We start from the raw sequence: 20,610 nt of genomic DNA, 5'->3' as shown, positions 1-20,610 counted from the left end.
GCTGGTTCTCATAACATATCTCTCTTACTTCTGATTTGTATAAATAAGCGGTATCTTAACGGTAAATGTTGTTCCCTTATCCACTTCACTGTCTACATCGATAGTTCCTCTGTGCATAAGGATCGCATTTCGAACGATAGCAAGTCCAAGTCCCGTACCACCGATCTGTCTGGATCTTGACTTCTCAACACGGTAGAATCTCTCATAAATATGATCGAGTGATTCCTTCGGAATACCCATACCGGTATCCATAACTTTTACAACAAAGAATTGCTGGTCGGCATCAACTTCAACCTTGACTTGTCCTTTATCCTTATTGTATTTTATCGCATTTTCAACTAGATTCATAACAACAAGTGATATTTTTACTTCATCTATCTCTGCCGTTACCGCTCTCTTACTCTCAAGTGTAAGTTCTATGTTATGTTTAACCGCAATGGGTCTGAGTCTCTTGCAGACTATCTCAACAAGTTCAACGACATCCACACTTGTGATATTAAGATCAGCAGACGTCTTATCCATCTTAACAAGGGACAGAAGATCGTTTATGATCTTATCCTCTCTGTCGATCTCGCTTACAATGTCCACCATGAAGTCCTTATATACCTCATTGGGAACATTCTCCTGAGCCAAAAGAGAATCCGCCAAAACCTTCATCGAAGTGATAGGCGTCTTAAGCTCGTGCGATACGTTTGAAACAAATTCCTGACGCGAATCATCAAGAACTTTCATTCGTTTAAGCAGCGCATTGAAAGCTTTTATGATCTGCTCTGTTTCAAGGAAATTGGGTCCTATGATAGGTTCATCCGTATAACCTGCCTTAACATCGTTAATGGCAGCCGTAATCCTGTCAAACGGTTGCAGCAATGTTGCCGAAACAACAGCGGCATATACAAAGATTACGAGAACGATAATAACCTCAATAGTCATCGCTCTTCTGCTGAGAATCTCAAGTGTAGCCTCAATGGAGTCTGTCGATACACTTGTAAGGATAACTCCTCTTACAACCTCTGTAGGCTCATTCTTATCCGAAATGTCGCCTTCCTGAATAATGGGCGCCTGAATAATAGGGGTAACCAACTCGATATAACCGTCATCATGGTTATACTTTGAAACTGCCCCTTTTGAGCCCTTCTTAAGACAATTTACAACTTCTTCGGAAATAATAGTCTTTCCCTCATTGATATTGTAAGTGTCCTTTATAACTTTGAGCTCATTATTAATAACCATCACACGTCCGTCGTAAATGGTAGTCAGCATATCCAACTCCGCATTTACGACTTCCGATGATGTATTTGTAAAATACTCATTCGTAATAAGGTGATTAGCCAAAATTCTCAGCTGTGTCTGAACGCCTTTTGAATTTACATTGACAGCACGATCTTCATAACTTTGAAGAATCAAAATATGCATTATAATACATGAAAATAATCCTGTAAGAAATACAATTATGAAAAATCGCGCTCTTAGACTCTTTAATAGGTTACTGATCTTTAATTGTTTAAAAAAACTTAAAATCACACCAAAATAACGTTTCATATTTTTAGCCGTGGATTATGCCTGGAAATAATATCCACTTCCCCACTTTGTTCTGATATACTGTGGCTCGCTCGGATTAGCCTCAAGCTTTTCACGAAGTCTTCTGATATGTACGTCTACAGTTCTTGCATCGCCCTTGAAATCCCAATCCTTATTCCAAACAACATCCATAAGCATGTCTCTTGTATAAGGCTTTCCGGCATGTACCGCAAGATATTCCAAAAGCTCATACTCACGAACTGTTACATCGATTTCTTTATCATTAATAAATACTCTTCTGTACTCCTGATAAATCTTAAGATCGCCAAACTGAAGGCACTTATCATCAAGAGTAGCCTTTGCAGATCTTCTGATTATTGCCTTGATCCTGGCCTTAACTTCCAAAATATTGAATGGCTTTGTGATATAATCGTCCGCGCCGTTTTCGAGACCAAGAATCTTGTCCATGTCATCGCCCTTAGCTGTAAGCATAATGATCGGAACATTTGAAAATTCCCTGATCTGCTGACAAGCATCAAGACCTGACATCACAGGTAACATAAGATCAAGAAGAATGATGTCGTATTTATGGTGTTTAGCCATATCAACGGCTTCTTCACCGTCGTAAGCACAGTCAACCACGAAATCATCCTGCTCCAAGCTGAACTTAATTCCTTTTACAATTGTCTTTTCGTCATCAACAACCAAAACTTTTTTACTCATAATCCACCCATTCCTATAATTTTGTTATACAGTGATGTATTCTTTTATCTTGGAAAAAAGCTTGTCTTTAATACCGGATATTTTCATTATATCTTCTATGGAATTGAACTTTCCATTCTGTTGACGGTACTTAACAATTCTCGCCGCTATGCTGTCGCCTATTCCCGGGAGAGTCTTAAGTTCCTCTTCGGTAGCTGAATTAATATTAATCAATTCATAGTTAACCGATTTTACATCAACATCAAGTCCGGTTTTGTCAAAAGAATCAAATTCTTCCGACAAGACATTGCCCTTCCCCTTAATCTCTTCCGTCTCAGTGAGAGTTGGAATTCGTAATTTAGCACCGTCGGAAATCTCCGCAGCAAGATTGACATAAGTTGTGTCAGCCTCGTCACTGAATCCTCCGGCAGCAATAACAGCGTCATTTACCCTACTTCCAAAAGAAAGTTCATATACTCCGGGTTCGGATACTGCACCACATACATATACAATAAGCACTTGGGAACTACATTCTTCCGAACTCCCGACGATAGCCTCACCGGAATCGTCCTCCGAATATGCTTCTGCTCCTTGATCACTTATCATCTTGTTCATAACAGGCTCTGTTTCAGCCTTTGTCGAAGCGCATCCAGCCAGTAAACATACCGAACTGAACAACACTAAAAAGATTTTTCGCATGTATCCTCCATTACAGAGGTCCCCGCCATGCATTTTTTATTTTAGTATATATTAAGTAATTTATCAAGCTAATTTAACATACGTTAATCGCCTTCTTCGTCTTCTTCCGAAAGTCCTGCGGTAATAGGCGTATCCATCGGATCCTGTATCGGCTGATCGTGATACTCTTTCCCCACTACCTGAGTTTTTATACTCTCTGACAATTCTTTAAGTATGGCGTTACAATCCGCATCCTCATCATCCCAGATCTTCGCAAAAGCAATCTCAAGTTCCATCCAGAAATTACTTGTCTGAATAGTCTTGGGCATGGAAACGGAATCGGCATAGATATCTACAAACTTATTAAGTCCTTCCTGGCCGTAATCGATTCCGTAATGCGCGGCAAGTTTATGTGACATTTTGTAAATATCATTTTTTTCATCCATACAGATCATTCTTGCAAATTTTTCAGCAAGATCCGGATGTTCCGAAAGTCCGTTGACAACAAGACAGTTTGTAACCGACATGGTCCTTGTCTTCAAGCCGTTCGGAAGTTCCGGTACTGCGGGCGCTACTGCATACTCATAGTATTCACCGCCGTCTGCCGTGATTGTAAGAGGGTCTTTAACCTTTATCTCATCATACTTCTTGAAAATATCGGTCGTCGCAATGGTGAACAGGATTTCTCCCTTAAGGAACCTTGTCGCCATGTCGTCGTAAGTGGTCTCTTTTGCATCAATAGCGAAGAACTGCTTGAGCTGCTTGTAGATCTTCATACAACTGATCGTGTTACCGTTATATATAGCTATATCCTGATCTATATTATCAACGTTAATATTATCTCCCGCGTCACCGCCAAGATTCATGTAAGCTCCGACGAAGAAATAGTTATAAAAAATGTCGTTGACATCCCACTCAAAGATGGACTTAACCTTTTCCGGAGCATCGTACTTTCGTGAAAAGTTGATGATATCCTGAATCGATTTGAAATCTGAAGAAAGAATATCATTGATCTCTTCATTAACTTCTTCTGTAGAGAAATCTTCTTCGGGAATCTCGACATCTTCCGCGTCCTCGCCCTCTGAATCTTCTCCTTCTTCTCCCTCGCCGCTGTTTTCCTCTCCGGCTTCATCCTGAGATTCATCGTCCTGAGACTCTTCACTTGATGCTTCGCTTGACTCTTCGGTTGCTTTTTCCGAATCCTCGGTTTTTTCGGCCGAATCACCTTCGGAAGCACTCTCCTCGCCTTCTTCGAGCGCAGTCTCCTGCTGTACAGCCTCTTCTTCCTGCTTCTTTCTCTTTTCCATCTGCTCTTTTGCATAGCTTTCAAGATATGTCTTGTTATATACGAGAGCACTGGTCTCAAAGTAGAAAGGATAAGCTATATATTTACCTTTGTATGTTACGGAATCGAGTGCCGCTTTAGGAAAAAGAACCTTGTTAAAAAATCCGTCCGAATTATCGGCTTCAAGCGCAAGGCCGGCACAATAAACTTTCTCGAGAGTATCGTTTGTTGTAACAAAAATATCAGGAAGGTTCTTGTTCTCCATAGATGCCTTATTTACCGCTTCGAGATATTCCATTCCCGAAACAAGCTTAGGCTCAACACGCGCCTCCCTGTTTTTCTCGGAAAACTTGATTGCCATACTCTGAAGATACGGAGTGATGGCATCATCCGTGTACCAAACTCTCAGAGTTGTCTTATTTGAAAAGAAAGAAAAATCTTCAAATATGCTTTCATCTGAGCGGGAGTTTGCAAAAACGCCCGCCAGCATGCATAGTATTAGAAATATAGAAAAAATTTTGGTTTCAAATTTCATATCTTCCCCAAACATGAGTCCAAAATGTCGATCATTTCGTCAACATTTTCTTTGGTTATGACAAGAGAGGGAACAAATCTGATGATCTCGGATCCGGCATTTATCAAAATAAGTCCTTTTTCAAGAGCCATGTTAATAACATCCGCAACAGGTCTGTTAAATACAAGTCCCTGCATAAATCCTGCGCCTCTTCTGTCGACTATGAAGTCGTAGCGATCCTTAAGCTCATCAAGTCTCTTTTCGAGATAAGGTGCCACTTTATTCACATTTTCTATTATATTGTCATTGTTAAATAAATCAAGAACTTTATTAACAGCCGCGCAAGCAAGCGGGTTACCGCCGTAAGTTGTACCATGATCTCCTGCAACAAGAGAATTTGCTCCGACTTTCTCGGTCATAAGAAATGCTCCGACCGGAACTCCGCATCCCAAAGCCTTTGCAGTCGTCATGATATCAGGCTTTACTCCGAATTTCTGCCATGCAAACATTGAGCCCGTTCTTCCCATTCCGCACTGGATCTCATCAAGAATAAGAAGGATATCTTTTTCATCGCAAAGTGCCCTTACTTTGGTAAGGAACTCTTCGGTTGCGGGATAGATACCGCCTTCTCCCTGAACAGTCTCCATGATGATTGCACAAGTCTTGTCGGTCACGCATGAAAGCACACTTTCAAAATCGTTGAAATCCGCGAACTTAATATTTCCGATCATCGGCTCAAAAGCCTCACGATAATGCGGATTACCTGTAACAGAGAGCGCTCCGAATGTTCTTCCGTGGAATGAGTGATTCATTGCAATGATTTCATGATCTGTCTTGCCATCCTTAAGAAATGCATATTTTCTCGCAGCCTTAAGTGCTCCTTCAACAGCTTCAGCTCCGCTGTTTGTAAAAAATACCCTGTCCATGCCGGAAGCTTTTTTTATCTTCTTGGCAGCCTCTATCGCAGGCACATTGTAGTAATAATTTGATGTGTGAAGAATCTTGTCAATCTGCTCTTTAAGCGCATCATTGTAGTCCTTGTAATTGTAACCGAGAGCAAAAACTGCAATTCCCGAAACAAAATCAAGATACTTATTACCATCGATATCATAAAGGTATACGCCCTCTCCTCTGTCGAGAACGATCTGATAACGGTTATATGTGTGAAGTAACGCTTGCTCAGCTTCTTCAATATAATTCTTCATTTTTTCACTCATCTTTATTTCTCCCTGTCAGCGTAATTTTTTACGATCAGTTATTTTGTGCAAGTGCGTCGTCATCTGCCATAAACATTGTTCCGACACCTTTCTTGGTAAAGATCTCAAGAAGTATGCAATGAGGAATCCTTCCGTCAAGAATATGCACGTTATTAACGCCTTTTCTGATAGCATCCGTACAATTGTTGAGCTTCGGAAGCATTCCGCCGCCGATATTGCCCGAAGCAATAAGAGCGTCGGCTTCTGAGCATGTAAGTCTCGAAATGAACGAAGAAGGATCGTTGATATCCTTGTAAACCCCATCGATATCGGTAAGGAATGCAAGCTTGTTTGCGCCTACAGCTTTTGCGACAGCGCAAGCCGCATCATCCGCATTTATGTTATATGTATCAAAATTATCATCAAGTCCGATAGGTGCGATGATAGGAAGATAATCATTATCAAGAAGGTCGAAAAGAATCTTTGGATCGACGCGGTCAACCTCTCCGACATATCCGATATCTTTTCCATCCGAAAGCTTCTTTTTTACATGAAGAAGTCCCGAATCCTTACCGCTTATACCGATGGCCTTAACGCCAAGTTCCTGAACCATTGTAACAAGCTGCTTGTTAACTCTTCCGAGAACCATCTCAGCAATTTCCATTGTCTCAGCATCGGTAACTCTGAGTCCGTTTATAAACTGAGCTTCTTTTCCGACTTTTGAAACCCATGAACTTATGGCTTTTCCGCCGCCGTGAACGATGATTGGCTTAAATCCCACAAGTTTAAGAAGCGTAACATCTGTTATTACATTCTTCTGAAGTTCTTCGTTGCTCATGGCACTTCCGCCATATTTAACAACTATGATCTTCCTGTTGAATTTCTGAATATACGGAAGCGCCTCAACGAGAACTTCCGCTTTTTTTAACACATCCTGCATATCCTTATCCATTTTCTCAGCTCCTGTAATCTGCATTTATCTTAACGTAATCATATGTGAGGTCACATCCCCACGCGGTTGCCTCTGCATCTCCCTCGTGCATATCGACAAATACCGTGACCGTTTCCTCTTTCATTATCTCAAGTGCTTTATCTTCATCAAAATCAAGCGGAGTTCCCTTATGGAATACTTCTATGCGTCCCGCTTTGCTCTCAAAGAAAAGCTCCACGTCGTTCTGATCAAACTGTGCTCCCGAATATCCCATCGCACACAAGAATCTTCCAAAGTTTGCGTCACATCCGAAAATAGCTGCCTTTGAAAGGTTCGATCCTACAATCGCTCTTGAAAGAGTTTTCGCATCTTCCTTAGTCTTTGCATTCACAACTTTGGCTTCAAACAGCTTGCTTGCGCCCTCTCCGTCAGCCGCCATCTTTTTTGCAAGAAACTCGCAGACATAGAAAAGCGCATTTTTGAAGGTCTCGTAATCGTCATTCTTATCTTTTACAATATCATTTCCGGCTTTGCCGTTTGCCATGCAAAGAAGAGTATCATTTGTCGATGTGTCCCCGTCAACCGTTATCATATTGAATGTATCGGAAACAACCTCACTGACAGCCTCCTGCAAAAGACTCTTTTCAATTGCAATGTCGGTTGTAAGGAATGCAAGCATTGTGCACATATTGGGATGGATCATTCCCGATCCCTTACTCATACCGCCAAGCGTTACCTTTTTTCCCGCTATGTGAAAAGAAACAGCTACTTCCTTATTCACAGTATCGGTTGTCATTATCGCCTTAGAAGCGTCGGTTCCTGCTTCAATACTTCCATCAAGAGTCTTGCTCATCTTCTCGACTCCGGCAACAAGCTTATCTACAGGAAGCTGCATACCGATAACTCCGGTTGATGCTACGGCAACAGATGCATAATCTACGCCAAGGCTCTTTTCTACAGCTTTTGCAGTAGCTTCACAGGCATCAAAGCCCTCTTTCCCGGTGCAGGCATTTGCAATTCCCGAATTGATGACAACAGCCTGCATAGGCTTTCCCGAATCAACTATCTGCTTATCCCACTGAACACATGCGGCCTTTACAACGTTACTTGTAAAAGTTCCCGCACAAACGCAGGGAACTTCCGAATACACAAAAGCCATGTCCGTTCTGTCTTTGTATTTGATGTTTGCTTCGCAGCTTGCGGCCTTGAATCCCTCTGCAACCGTAACTCCGCCTTTAATAACTTCCATATCCGTTCTCCATTATCATTTATTAAAGATTGTAAGATTTTCTTCGTTCAAGGTATGATCGTAATAATTCATATCATCCCGAAGTGTCCAACCCATTTTTTGCCAGAACTTGTTTCCGACCTCATTTGTCACAAAAGCATTTAAGCAAACCTTATTTATCTTTTCTTTCTTAAGTGCCTCGTAGCAAAAAAGAACCATCTTCTTGCCGATTCCGTGCATTCTGTATTCTTCGCTTACGCAAACATGATACAGACAGGCTCTTCTGCCATCATGCCCGCAGAGAATCGCTCCGACGATCTTACCGTCTTCCACATCAACTGCGCTGAGCCCGGGATTTCTTTTTATAAATCTCTCTATGCCCTCTCTGGAATCATCGACCGACCTTATTCCAAAGCCATGAATCGACATCCACAGAGCATAAACATCATCATAATCATCCATTGTCATTGCACGAACCATCTGTATCACCTGCTATCTTTCTTTTTATCTGTTAAGGGAAACTTGGTGCAAACTCAAGTCCCGTGGACTCTTTGAGGCCAAAGAGAATATTCATGTTCTGAACAGCCTGTCCCGCAGCTCCCTTTACCATATTATCAAGCGCACCCATCATGATCACTCTTCCCGTGCGCTCATCAATCTTAAATCCGATATCGACGAAATTTGCGTTTTCGACCCATCTTGTCTCAGGACAAACGCCGTCTCCGAGAAGTCTTATAAAGAACTCATCCTTATAATACTTTTCATATGCTGCCCTGATATCTTCAGCTGTCGGAAGCTTACCGCTCTTTTCCTTAAGAGAAGCATATTCCGTAGCAAGGATTCCTCTGTTCATCGGAACAAGGTGAGGTGTGAAATTTATCACTATATCTTTTCCCGCTGCGTAGCTAAGCTGTTCCTCGATCTCGGGTGTATGTCTGTGACTTGTGACACCGTAAGGCTTGCAGCTCTCATTTACTTCGCAGTAGAGATTTGCAACCTTTGCGCCTCTTCCTGCGCCCGAAACACCGCTGAGTGCATCAACGATAAGAGTTTCCGGATCGATAAGTCCCTCTTTTACAAGCGGATATGCCGTAAGTATGGAGCATGTCGTATAGCAACCGGGATTTGCGATAAGTCTCGCATCCTTTATTTTATCCCTGTTTATCTCACAGAGTCCGTAAACCGCTTCATCTATGAACTGAGGCGCTTTATGTTCTATTTTATACCATTTTTCGTAAACCGAAACATCCTTAAGTCTGAAATCTGCGGAAAGATCGATAACCTTGACCTTATTTAATATATCTTCATTAACAAGTGATGCGCACAATCCCTGAGGAGTTGCGGTAAAGATAACATCAACCTGATCTGCAAGTTCTTCCATATTGTCATCCAGGCATTTTGCATCTACCAATTTAAAGAAGTTTCCATATATACTGCTATACTTCTCATCAACATAACTTCTGGAGCCGTACCATACAACTTCAGCCTCGGGATGTCCCTGTATAAGCCTTACGATTTCTGCACCTGCATATCCGGTAGCACCGATTATTCCGACTTTAATCATTTTATTCAACCTCTCAGTTTTTTCATAATAAATGAACTTACACTATAAACATAAGATGTATAAACTTTTTTCAGTATACGACCGCAAAAAAAATTATGCAACCCATTTTTAATATTTATGCATATTTTGTTGATTTTTTTAATATTTATTCATTTTGGTGTTGCATTTTGTTTTTTCCGAGAGTATATTATGGTAAGTGGAATTGAGAAATCCGAATAAATAAAGATACCATTTTACAATGGAAGAAAGGGAATAACATGGCAAAAGAAAAGGTTATTTTGGCTTATTCAGGCGGACTTGATACAACTGCTATCATTCCGTGGCTTAAAGAGAATTTTGATTACGAAGTAGTATGTGTATGTATCGACTGCGGTCAGGAAGAAGAACTTGACGGACTTGAAGAAAGAGCTGTAAGCTGCGGCGCCAGCAAGCTCTATATCCTTGATGTAGTTGATGAGTTCTGCGATGAATACGTAGTTCCTTGCGTACAGGCTCATGCCGTATACGAGAACAAATACCTTCTCGGAACATCTATGGCTCGTCCTCTTATCGCTAAGAAGCTCGTAGAAGTTGCAAGAAAAGAAGGCGCTGTTGCCATCTGCCACGGTGCTACAGGTAAAGGAAACGACCAGATCCGTTTCGAACTCGGTATCAAGGCTCTTGCTCCCGATATCAAGATCATTGCAGCATGGAGAAACGACAAGTGGACACTTGATTCACGTGAATCTGAGATTGAATACTGCAGACAGCACGGAATAAACCTTCCTTTCTCAGCTGATTCAAGCTATAGCCGTGACAGAAACCTTTGGCATATATCACACGAGGGCCTTGAGCTCGAAGATCCGGCACTTGAGCCCAACTACAAGCATCTTCTTGTACTCGGCAAAACTCCCGAAGATGCTCCCGACGTTCCTACAACAGTTACAATGACTTTCGAAGCCGGCGTTCCCAAGTCAGTTAACGGCAAGGAAATGAAAGTTTCAGACATTATCCGTACTCTTAATAAGCTCGGCGGCGAGAACGGTATCGGAATCGTTGACATCGTTGAAAACCGTGTAGTAGGCATGAAGTCACGTGGTGTATACGAGACACCCGGCGGAACTATCCTCTACGAAGCACATCAGCAGCTTGAAGAGTTGATTTTAGACCGTGATACCTATACAATGAAGAAAGATATGGGCAACAAGTTTGCCGATATAGTATATGAAGGGAAATGGTTTACTCCTCTTCGTGAAGCCGAGCAGGCATTTATCGAATCAACTCAGAAGTATGTAACAGGTGAAGTTACTTTCAAGCTCTACAAGGGTAACATCATCAAAGCAGGTACAAAGTCACCTTACTCTCTCTACAACGAGAGCATTGCATCATTCAAGACAGGTGATCTTTACGACCACCACGATGCTGAGGGATTCATCAACCTCTTCGGCCTCTCTTCAAAGGTTCGCGCTATGAAGATGCAGGAAGTAGCCAACAATAAATAATCGATGGATTCACTTTCTTTATTGTTAATTTATTTTGCAGCAGTAAATATTATAGGGTTTGCCTTAATGGGAAATGATAAGCGAAGGGCGCGTAAAAACGCCTTTCGCATCCCTGAGGCAACCCTTTTTGCATTCTCCTTGATCGGCGGAAGTATCGGAATGTTCATCGGCATGTACACATTCAGGCACAAAACAAAGCACCTGAAATTCAAGATCGGCATCCCGGTGATAATCTTTGTACAGCTTCTTTTTATTATTCTTTTACGTTTATCTCCGTTACATTTTAGTTTTATATGATAATATGTTTGTAGAATTGCGGAAATTTGGGGCAATTCGTATATCATATTATTCATTTTTGTTATATACGAAAGGTTTTGCGATTATGTATTTTGCAATATGTGACGACAATATCGCCGACAGAAAGCAGTCGGAAAGGCTACTCAAAAGACAGGCCGAAAGGGTCATCAAAGAATCCGGCGAGCAGATCTATATAGATTCATTCGGAAACAAAGAAGCATTCATGATAAGACCTCAGATGTATCAAGCTCTTTTCATAGATATGACTCTGGAAGAGACAAACGGTTTTGTAATTGCCAAAACTCTCCTTGATATCGGTATAACCAAGCCAATCATCTTATGCTGCTCTTCTATAGATTATCGTAAGCTCGCTGATGATGAAGGTCTCAAAGCAAATAATCTCTATTTCATTGACAAGCCGATCAAAGTTGAAGAGCTGACAGAATTTGTCGACCGCATCGTGGCAGAAAGAATCGCTCCGCCTTCCACAGTTGAGCTTCGCTATCACGGAGATACAATTTATGCATCGGGCGATGATATCGTTTGTGCAAAAAAGAAAGGAGAAAACCTCCTCGTCTATCTCGCTGACGGTCGTATTCTAACATTCGTAACTTCAGTCTTTAACTTCTACGACCAGTGCTCAATATTCCCACAGATATGCCCCGTCTCCAACGACGGACTCATAAATATCAATCATGTAAAAAAGAGTTCTTCTCTACGCATAACTATGGATAACGGAATATCTTTCTTCGTCGCTTTCTACTATTCCAAGATAGTCAGACAAGCCATTGAAGATTCAAAGAAACAATAATGCGGACTCAAACTCGTAGCAGCCTAAACAGCCTCATATTCAAAGTGCGCTTTACTGAGAATTTCATACGTGGTATGATACAGTATGTAGTATCAAAAACTACGTTAAAAACGCTTTTGGAGGATTTATGAGTTATAAGATAGTTGTAGACAGCGGTTGCGATCTTCCTGTCGAGTATAGGACTGATTCTCGTTTTGAGTTCATTCCTCTCATCATGCAGGTTGACGACCACGTGATCGTTGATGATGATACATTTAACCAGAAAGAGTACCTTGAACTTGTGGCTGCTTCTGAGGATTGCCCAAAAACAGCCTGTCCGTCACCGGACCTTTATATGAATTCATACCGCACAGATGCCGATGATGTATATGTTGTCACACTTACATCCAAGCTCAGCGGAAGTTATAACAGTGCTCTTCTCGGAAAAAATCTGTATCACGAAGAAGTTGGTGAAAAGAATATCCATATTTTCGATTCACTGTCCGCAAGTTGCGGCGAAGGAAATATCGCTCTTAAGATAATAGAGCTTGCAGATGCCGGACTTCCTTTTGATGAAGTCGTAAAAAAAGTTGAAGCTTATCGCGACGAAATGCTTACATATTTTGTTCTCGATTCGCTCGAGACTCTCAGAAAAAACGGCAGACTTACAGGCATGAAAGCTCTTGTAGCTTCAACACTCAACATCAAGCCCGTGTGCCACGGTGTTAAAGGCGAGATACTTCAGAAGAGTCAGGGAATAGGCATGAAAAAAGCCCTTGTTAAGATGACAGAGCTTGTCGCAGCCGAAGTAAAAAACCCCGAGACAAAGACTCTTATGATATCAAACGTTAATTGCTTTGAGAGAGCAGCCGTAGTTAAGGATATGATCCTAAAAAAGGTTCCTTTTAAGGCCGCATATATTGTTGATACGGCAGGCTTATCTTCCACTTACGCAGCTGACGGCGGAATCATCGTAACCTGCTGATTGTTTTTCAAAAAAATCATAAAAAAAGACCATTGATTCACTGTTATTTGTGAGCCAATGGTCTTAATTTTTTAAATATCATTAAGCATTCAAATTCTTTACGCTGTCTCCGAGAACCATGTGTCCTTCAAGGATCATGACACCCTGTCTGTAACGTTCTCCACCAATCTTACGAATAAGACTGTAGATCGCATTTCTTCCCATTTCGTATGTATCAACCTCAAATGTTGTAAGCTTGATATCGCAAAGTCCGGGGAAAATATAATTGTCATATCCCGCTACGGAAATGTCATCCGGAACCTTATATCCCTTTTCATTAAGGCGCTTGATAAGCATACTTGCAGATACATCACAGTTACAGAAAAATGCTGAAGGCATTTCTTCCGGAAGCTTGAAGAACCTGTTGTAGTCCATCTCGCCTGTACTAAGATCCCTATCCGGTATTACCCAGTCTTTTCTCACAGGATGGCTGTGCTCAAGTAGCGACTTAACATATCCGAGATATCTGTCTGTAATATTCCCCTCTGCCATTATTGTTCCTACAAATGCAATAGATGTATGCCCCATATCAAAGAGATGATTTGTAAGAAGATATGCCCCGTGGAAACTGTCTGCTACAACAGCGTCCTCATCTCCTGTGTGGTTACAGAAATCAAGATATATCATTGGAATAGAGAAATTATCCCTGATGGATCTGAGATACTCTCCGCTTAATCTTCCGATAACGATGATACCGTCAACCTTCTTATCCGCAACTATACGCGGGAAATTCTTTTTCTTCTCGCTCTGCTCAGATACAACTTCGAGCATGGTAAAACATCCCATCTCCATTGCAATCTGAGAAACTTTCTGGTGCATCTTTGTATAGTAAGAACTGTACTCAGTCATATTATCTTCAGAAATAAGAAGACCTATAGTATAACTCTTACTAAAGATGTCTACCTTACGAGAAATAGACGGGATATATCCCATCTCATTTGCAAGAGCATGAATTTTCTCTCTGAGTTCGTCGCTCATGCCCTTCTGTCCTGATAATGCTTTTGATACTGTGACAGTGCTAACCCCTATTTTTTCAGCAATGTCCTTAAGTCTAACTGTCTTTGCCATATTGTCCCTCTTTTTAGACATTTTTTTATAGTATACCGTATATCCTCACAAAAATATACAGGAAATTTAAATTATCCTAATTAATCTTCATTTAAGTAGTTGGCGCGCCCGAAAAAAGCGCATTATTTAATTCATAAAAAAAATCCACACAAATAGCTATATTTATCATATAATTTTTTCTGTGATGACTTAATATTAAGGAGAAATTATGATAGCTCTCAAGATAAACAACATAAAAATATTTATGGAAAAGCTCCTCACAACCGAGGTTTTCGATAATTTTCAGGTCGAAGAAGTCACCATCGAAACTTTCAATACTTTTTCGATCGACGGCCATATCAACAGAGAATTTTTTGCCGGCGAAAGCAACGAAACCGCAAACAATAACAACCGTTCTTTTTCATTATGGTCGGAACTTCGTCCCATCTGCCTTAATCTGATTAAGGGAAAAAGAACTCCGATAAGCTTTAAATTTGTGCTTCATGCCGACAGTGATACCAAAGAAGCCGTTATAAGCGGTTCTGAGGGCGATATAGACCCTTTTATGCTAAATCTCGGGATAAATATCAAATTCGCAAATAACGAGCTTATTTTAACCACAGGAACGGCATACAACGTCTTTACCCTTGATAAGAGCGCAGAAAAAGCCTGGGACAATTATTTCCCAAGCTTTCTTGAATCATGTGGAATTGAAAATCAGTTATTATGATGCGCTGCTTTGATATTTCCTCAATATGCTTATGAGGTCGTCATACTTAAGCTTGATATGATCGTAATACGGCTCATAACCGTCCATCGTTCCTGCTCTTAAGATTTCCGTGAGGTCATAGACCTGAGAATAAAAACCCTTAAGCCCAAGATTCGCACTCACGCCTTTCAATGCATGTACTGCCTTAAATGCTTCCGAGACATTCTCTTCTCCCAGATATTTCGAAAGACTTGTCATGCTCGGATCACCAAGAAATCTGAGCATAAACTTGGCAATAAGGTCCTCATTTCCCATGAACCGATTGTGGACATCTTCCCAATCGACGCCCCATTCAATCAGTTCTTCTTTAAAAGCAGCATCCATTCATATACCTCACATAAATAAACGTTTTATAGTGTAATTTTACACTATATATTTTACTACAGCAAGATTGAACATCCTTATCATGCTACATTCCGTAAATATATTCCGTATCTGTTTCAATTTTCCATTGTAGAAAGCTTCTCCGCCTGGTCTGCGGCTATAAGAGAATCGATAAGTTCATCGATATCCCCATCCATTATCTGATCTATCTTATAAAGAGTTAAATTTATTCTGTGATCCGTCACGCGTCCCTGATGGAAATTATAAGTCCTTATTTTTTCAGACCTATCTCCGCTTCCAACCTGACTCCTTCTAAGTTCTGCGGCATCTTCATGTTTTCTGGCCTGTTCCATCTCATAGAGCTTTGCCCTGAGAACCTTCAGCGCCTTTGCCTTGTTCTGCTGCTGGCTCTTTTCATCCTGACATGAAATAACTATGCCCGTCGGAAAATGAGTAAGTCTTACCGCAGAATCCGTGGTATTTACGCACTGTCCGCCGTTTCCTGACGCCCTGAAAACATCGAATTTGCAATCATTCATATCGATCTCGACTTCGACATCCTCGACTTCAGGCATGATCGCAACGGTAATTGCCGAAGTATGTATTCTTCCGCCCGACTCCGTCGCAGGAATTCTCTGCACTCTGTGAACACCGCTTTCAAATTTAAGCCTGGAATAAGCTCCGGTTCCCTTTATCATAAAGCTGACCGCCTTGATTCCACCTATTCCTATATCTTCCACACTCATTGTCTCTACGCGCCAATTCTGCCTCTCGGCATACCTCGTGTACACTCTGTACATATCCGCCGCAAAAAGAGCCGCTTCGTCGCCTCCGACACCTGCTCGGATCTCGACAATAACATTCTTATCATCATTGGGATCCTTAGGCAAAAGAAGTATCTTGAGCTTCTCCTCATATGAAGGAATCATATTTTTTGCATCAGCAAGCTCCTCTTTGAGCATTTCCTTCATCTCGGGATCGGATTCCTCCTCAAGAAGAGCCAGACTCTCCTCAATCGTCTCCTTGCATTTCTTATACTCACGATAGCACTCAACCAGCGAATCAAGGCTCTTCTGCTCTTTCATAAGCGCCCTGAATCTGTTCTGATCCGAGATAACGTCCGGATTATTAAGCTCCATCGTAATATCTTCGTATCTTCTTAAAATATCTTCCAATCTGTCAAACATAATCTACCTGCTTCTTCTGTCAATACTAAGCGAAAAATGCTGATTTTACGTTCTCTTACAACAATCAGTAATAACACGCACGCACCACTCTGTCGTTTCCGCTGTAGTCCTTTATAACTTCAATATCATGATACTTTCCCTGCTTTTCAAGGAGCTCTTTTACCTCATCCCCCTGATCGTATCCTATCTCAAGAAAAATATAAGCTCCCGAATACAGATAATCTTCGGCATTTTCAGCAATTCTTCTGTAAAAAACAAGTCCGTCTTCAGCTCCGTCAAGAGCAAGCCTCGGTTCATAGTCCTTAACTTCGGGCGCAAGGCTGTCTATAACGCTGCTTCGAATATAGGGCGGATTCGAGACCAATATATCAAATTTTCCTACTTCTTTTCCGGGAAAAAGATCTGTCATAACAATCTCAACTCTCTCCGACAGCCCCATTTTCTCGGCATTTCCCTTAGCAACAGAAATTGCTTTCTCAGATATATCGGTACAAAGAGCCTCAGTTTCATTCGTATAGTTTAAAATACTGAGAGCTATGCATCCCGATCCCGTGCAAAGATCAAGAACTCTCATCTTGTCTTCACAGAATCTGAGCGCCTCTTCCACAAGAATCTCAGTATCCTGCTCCGGTATCAGCACATCTTTGGAAACATCAAAAGAAAGCCCCATAAAGCCCATACTTCCAAGAATATAGGCAACCGGCTCTCTCTTAACTCTCCTTGCTATAAATCCCTCATAAAGGTTCTCTTCATCATCCGATACCTCTCTGTCAGGGTGTGCAAAAAGAGTGCTGTGATCCGTCTTACATACATATTCTAAAAGGAGCCGGGCATCAAGCTTAGCTTCTGTGATTCCGGCTCTTTCAAGATTCTCTGTTCCTTTTTCCAAACAATCTTTATAATTCATATTTTTTCTTAAAGCATTATCAGTCATCAGTCGTCATATTCGTCGCGTTTTCTTGAACGTTCACGAATCTGCATCTCTCTGGTCAACTCTTTTGTCTCTTCTCTTTTGCGCTCGTAAAGCTCTATTGCAGCTTCTCTCTTACTCTGCTTCTTCACGGGAGCTTCATAATCATTGTATTCTCCGCCGTCAACATCGTATCCGAAAGAGTCCATGAGGAACTGCTTCCAGTCAAATACGGCTTCAACAGACTTGATCGCAACTTCTATCATTGCATCATTCGGTTCCTTGGTTGTAAGTCTTTGGAGCCAGAAACCTGGCGCAGATATTATTCTGACAAGAATAAAGTTACTTCTGCCCGCAAGTCTGATAATCTCATATGAAATACCCGAGATCACGGGAATAAGCAATACTCTGAGCAATACCTTGAACAAAACCGACTCAACTCTTATAAAGAAAAATACGACAATGCTCACAAACATAACAAAGAGTATAAAGCTGCTTCCACATCTCTTGTGAAGTCTTGAACTCTTTTTTACATTCTCAGGAGTGAGGGGCTTACCCTTTTCAATGCAGTTGATGCACTTATGTTCCGCTCCGTGATATCTAAAAAGTCTCTTGATATCCTTCATTCCCGATATTATCAGTATATAAATAATAAAGATCAGAATTCTCAAAACACCTTCAATAATTGCTGTAAGAGACGCATTTCTGATATATCTTCCGATAACAAGCTCAGAAAGTGCATACGGAAGCACCATGAAAAGAGCAATCGCAAGCACAAATGAAGCAACCGTAGTCAAAACCATAAGGAGACTGTCTTCATGTCCGCTCGACACCTTGTCAAGCTCCTCATCAAATTTGGATGGCTTCTGGGGCAATTCTTCATAAAATGAAGATGAATAAGTAAGCACCCTGATTCCAAGCAATAGTGAATCAATAAACACAAACATTCCTCTGATAAAAGGAATATTCAAAAGCTTACTACCATAAGCAACTCCGTGAAACTCATCTATCTCAACAGCAATATCACCATCAGGCTTTCTGACCGCAACAGCGTACATATCCTTGTTACGCATCATAACGCCTTCAAGAACCGCCTGACCTCCAATTCCGGAATAGTGATCTATCTTGTGTTTCTTCATTCTTCACCTCACTATCTAAAAAAGGTTGAGGCTACAGCCTCAACCTCTCTTCTTTACTTCTGCAAATTACTTATTGTCCATGCCGTATTTCTTATTGAACTTATCAATACGTCCACGAGCAGCTGTAGCCTTCTGCTGGCCTGTGTAGAATGGATGGCACTTTGAGCAGATTTCAACGTGAATGTCGCTCTTAGTTGATCCAACTGTAAATGTGTTACCGCAGTTGCAAGTAACAGTGGCCTGATGGAATTCTGGCTGAATGTCCTGTCTCATCTCTTTCTCACCTCTCTATATACAAAGAATCTTCTCATATCACTAATTTATTCACTGTTTACAACAGCTATATAAATATAACATAGACATATTTTTTATGCAAGTATTTTTTCTTTAAAAAATTTCAGCCTCAAAAAACCATGTTATTGGGGATATAGCCCGTTCTCACGTATTCTTTGTACGATTTACGAAATTTATTTGTAGCAATAACCGCAAATATTCCGGCAATAATATATCCAAATCCGGCCGGGAATCCCATCTCAATAGTATATATTATAGTATTCAAAATACCATATCCCAGAAGTACATATGCCGCAACAAGACTTCCCCTCAGTTGAATGTTAACCGACAAAATAATAAGAAGAATATAATCCAGTATTCCCCAGTAATTTCCTTGAGAAAAACTAAACGCAGCAGAAATGACGATCAATACATATATTGAAATAGCCGTGCCGGTCATTTTCTTTTTATCTCCCGCCATAGCAGGAAGCTTCAAATAATCAGACGGCTTCATCCTGTTTGAAAGAGCTTTGTTCGCTCCCAGAAGCGAATCAAGGTCATCCACACCATTCTGCGCATAGTAATTTCCCTGAACACCGTATCCGTTGTTGGGGTAAGTACTGTTGCCGGGGTAGACGCCGTTTTGATTATAGGCGCCGGTGTTGTTTTGGTACACTCCGTTACTTGGGTATCCGCTATTATTTTGAAATACTCCGTTGGTGTTTTGATAGACACCATTATTCGGGTATACTCCATTATTGTTTGGGAATCCTCCGTTATTTTTATTTGGATAGGCTGCGTTGCTTGGATATCCACTATTGTTATTTGGATATGCTCCGCCGGCGTTTTGGTAAACGCCATTATTCGGATATACTCCGTTATTGTTTGGGTATGCTCCGTTGTTTTGGGAGACTACGTTGCTCGAATATCCACTATTGTTGCTTTGAAATGCTCCGTTGGCGTTTTGATAGCCTCCGTTGTTCGGAAATCCGCTATTGTTTTGGTATACTCCGTTGGTGCTCTGATAGCCTCCGTTGTTCGGAAATCCACTATTATTGTTAAGATTCTCGCCGTTATTTTGATAACTGCTGTTGTTTTGACTAATATTATCGTTAGGATATGCGCCATTTTCGGCAGCTATATCATCCTGCGTATTTGAAACGCAAAGTTCCTCTGTTTTGTTGATATCACCAACGCCATCCTGCACATAAAAGCTGTTTTGTGTATTATATTTATTCTCTACAGTCGTTCCATACGAATCTGTCTTTAAAGGTGCACCGCAATTTGCACAATATAAAGCTGCATCTTCATTATTGCATCCGCATGTTCCACATACCATTGTTGTTCTCTCCTACTATAAATCATTAACCCCTCGTTTTGTTGATTATAGCACACGACATGTGAATAAAAAAGTAAAAAGATTTACATACACAAAACAAACATAGCCATTGCAAATATAGATTGAATGCGCTGATACCGACAGCGCCGATATGCAGATATGTCAATAACACAATCACAGATAAATCCATAGCTCCTGCTCTCTTTATCTGTGATTTTTACAATATTTCTCATTGAAAAACCATAAAACCACAGATAAGTAGAGTAAATAAACTTCCCTTATCTGTGGTTTTTCTTTTTTTCAATCAAAATCAGGCCAAATTTCACAGATAAACACCGTCTATTAGACTTTTTTTATCTGCGTTATTTTTTTCCACAAAAAACGGCTAAACCTTTTTAGATTGAGTCGTCACTA

General features: G+C 40.9%; 21 protein-coding genes. 5 read left to right on the top strand and 16 right to left on the bottom strand.

The features are described from left to right. Positions 1-24 precede the first annotated feature (24 nt). From BLP87_RS04060 to argC, 9 genes are all read right to left on the bottom strand, one after another. Positions 25-1,413 (bottom strand): sensor histidine kinase, encoded by a 1,389-nt coding sequence (locus BLP87_RS04060; protein WP_242871808.1) that lies wholly within the window; start codon positions 1,411-1,413, stop codon positions 25-27. 141 nt (positions 1,414-1,554) lie between these two features. Continuing rightward, entirely contained in the window at positions 1,555-2,241 is a 687-nt protein-coding gene (locus BLP87_RS04055; protein ID WP_026654359.1) for a response regulator transcription factor, read from the bottom strand. 24 nt (positions 2,242-2,265) lie between these two features. Further along, complete coding sequence (locus BLP87_RS04050; protein WP_074461566.1) at positions 2,266-2,919, bottom strand: helix-hairpin-helix domain-containing protein; 654 nt, start codon at positions 2,917-2,919, stop codon at positions 2,266-2,268. A gap of 83 nt (positions 2,920-3,002) precedes the next feature. Continuing rightward, positions 3,003-4,718: a type 2 periplasmic-binding domain-containing protein gene (locus BLP87_RS04045; protein WP_074461565.1), complete on the bottom strand. Its 1,716-nt coding sequence runs from the start codon at positions 4,716-4,718 to the stop codon at positions 3,003-3,005. Next, entirely contained in the window at positions 4,715-5,914 is a 1,200-nt protein-coding gene (locus BLP87_RS04040) for an aspartate aminotransferase family protein (protein ID WP_074461564.1), read from the bottom strand. The genes BLP87_RS04045 and BLP87_RS04040 overlap by 4 nt, the downstream gene beginning before the upstream one ends. Before the next feature lie 34 nt (positions 5,915-5,948). After that, positions 5,949-6,845, bottom strand: a complete 897-nt coding sequence (gene argB, locus BLP87_RS04035; protein ID WP_074461563.1) for an acetylglutamate kinase — start codon at positions 6,843-6,845, stop codon at positions 5,949-5,951. A gap of 4 nt (positions 6,846-6,849) precedes the next feature. After that, entirely contained in the window at positions 6,850-8,073 is a 1,224-nt protein-coding gene (gene argJ / locus BLP87_RS04030; RefSeq protein WP_074461562.1) for a bifunctional glutamate N-acetyltransferase/amino-acid acetyltransferase ArgJ, read from the bottom strand. Between the two features lie 15 nt (positions 8,074-8,088). After that, entirely contained in the window at positions 8,089-8,532 is a 444-nt protein-coding gene (locus BLP87_RS04025) for a GNAT family N-acetyltransferase (protein WP_074461561.1), read from the bottom strand. 31 nt (positions 8,533-8,563) lie between these two features. Continuing rightward, entirely contained in the window at positions 8,564-9,616 is a 1,053-nt protein-coding gene (argC, locus tag BLP87_RS04020; RefSeq protein WP_074461560.1) for an N-acetyl-gamma-glutamyl-phosphate reductase, read from the bottom strand. Positions 9,617-9,873: 257 nt separating this feature from the next. On the opposite strand from argC, the gene BLP87_RS04015 reads away from it, so the two are divergent. From BLP87_RS04015 to BLP87_RS04000, 4 genes are all read left to right on the top strand, one after another. Continuing rightward, on the top strand, positions 9,874-11,097 hold the full coding sequence (locus BLP87_RS04015; protein ID WP_074461559.1) for an argininosuccinate synthase: 1,224 nt from the start codon (positions 9,874-9,876) through the stop codon (positions 11,095-11,097). 3 nt (positions 11,098-11,100) lie between these two features. Further along, the gene (locus BLP87_RS04010) at positions 11,101-11,394 is read left to right on the top strand and encodes a DUF1294 domain-containing protein (protein WP_074461558.1); all 294 of its coding nucleotides are present in this window, start codon (positions 11,101-11,103) and stop codon (positions 11,392-11,394) included. A gap of 85 nt (positions 11,395-11,479) precedes the next feature. Further along, positions 11,480-12,205 carry a response regulator gene (locus BLP87_RS04005; protein WP_074461557.1) on the top strand — a complete coding sequence of 242 codons (726 nt, stop codon included), beginning with the start codon at positions 11,480-11,482 and terminating at the stop codon, positions 12,203-12,205. 127 nt (positions 12,206-12,332) lie between these two features. After that, entirely contained in the window at positions 12,333-13,169 is an 837-nt protein-coding gene (locus BLP87_RS04000) for a DegV family protein (protein ID WP_074461556.1), read from the top strand. An 81-nt stretch (positions 13,170-13,250) separates the two neighbouring features. Here the strand turns inward: BLP87_RS04000 and BLP87_RS03995 are convergent, their stop codons facing one another. Next, positions 13,251-14,276, bottom strand: a complete 1,026-nt coding sequence (locus tag BLP87_RS03995; RefSeq protein ID WP_074461555.1) for a substrate-binding domain-containing protein — start codon at positions 14,274-14,276, stop codon at positions 13,251-13,253. Between the two features lie 208 nt (positions 14,277-14,484). Here BLP87_RS03995 and BLP87_RS03990 point away from each other — a divergent pair, with 208 nt between their 5' ends. Further along, entirely contained in the window at positions 14,485-14,985 is a 501-nt protein-coding gene (locus BLP87_RS03990; protein WP_074461554.1) for a DUF5721 family protein, read from the top strand. Here the strand turns inward: BLP87_RS03990 and BLP87_RS03985 are convergent. The 6 genes from BLP87_RS03985 to BLP87_RS03960 form a co-directional block, all read right to left on the bottom strand. Next, positions 14,980-15,348, bottom strand: coding sequence for an Hpt domain-containing protein (locus BLP87_RS03985; protein WP_074461553.1), 369 nt, complete (start codon positions 15,346-15,348; stop codon positions 14,980-14,982). The two genes, BLP87_RS03990 and BLP87_RS03985, sit on opposite strands and share 6 nt — an antisense overlap. Positions 15,349-15,464: 116 nt before the next feature. Beyond that, positions 15,465-16,535: a peptide chain release factor 1 gene (prfA, locus tag BLP87_RS03980; protein WP_074461552.1), complete on the bottom strand. Its 1,071-nt coding sequence runs from the start codon at positions 16,533-16,535 to the stop codon at positions 15,465-15,467. Between the two features lie 64 nt (positions 16,536-16,599). Further along, positions 16,600-17,442: a peptide chain release factor N(5)-glutamine methyltransferase gene (prmC, locus tag BLP87_RS03975; protein ID WP_074461690.1), complete on the bottom strand. Its 843-nt coding sequence runs from the start codon at positions 17,440-17,442 to the stop codon at positions 16,600-16,602. Positions 17,443-17,468: 26 nt separating this feature from the next. Then, the gene (locus BLP87_RS03970) at positions 17,469-18,584 is read right to left on the bottom strand and encodes a DUF1385 domain-containing protein (RefSeq protein WP_083334465.1); all 1,116 of its coding nucleotides are present in this window, start codon (positions 18,582-18,584) and stop codon (positions 17,469-17,471) included. A gap of 66 nt (positions 18,585-18,650) precedes the next feature. Beyond that, positions 18,651-18,857, bottom strand: a complete 207-nt coding sequence (gene rpmE, locus BLP87_RS03965) for a 50S ribosomal protein L31 (protein ID WP_026654342.1) — start codon at positions 18,855-18,857, stop codon at positions 18,651-18,653. 130 nt (positions 18,858-18,987) lie between these two features. After that, on the bottom strand, positions 18,988-20,196 hold the full coding sequence (locus BLP87_RS03960) for a zinc ribbon domain-containing protein (RefSeq protein ID WP_074461551.1): 1,209 nt from the start codon (positions 20,194-20,196) through the stop codon (positions 18,988-18,990). Positions 20,197-20,610 lie beyond the last annotated feature (414 nt).

This window comes from Butyrivibrio hungatei (assembly GCF_900101605.1).
GTDB classification, from domain to species: domain Bacteria; phylum Bacillota; class Clostridia; order Lachnospirales; family Lachnospiraceae; genus Butyrivibrio; species Butyrivibrio hungatei_B.
Note: the sequence above shows the minus strand (reverse complement) of the source record. Positions and strands in the feature narration are given on the sequence as shown.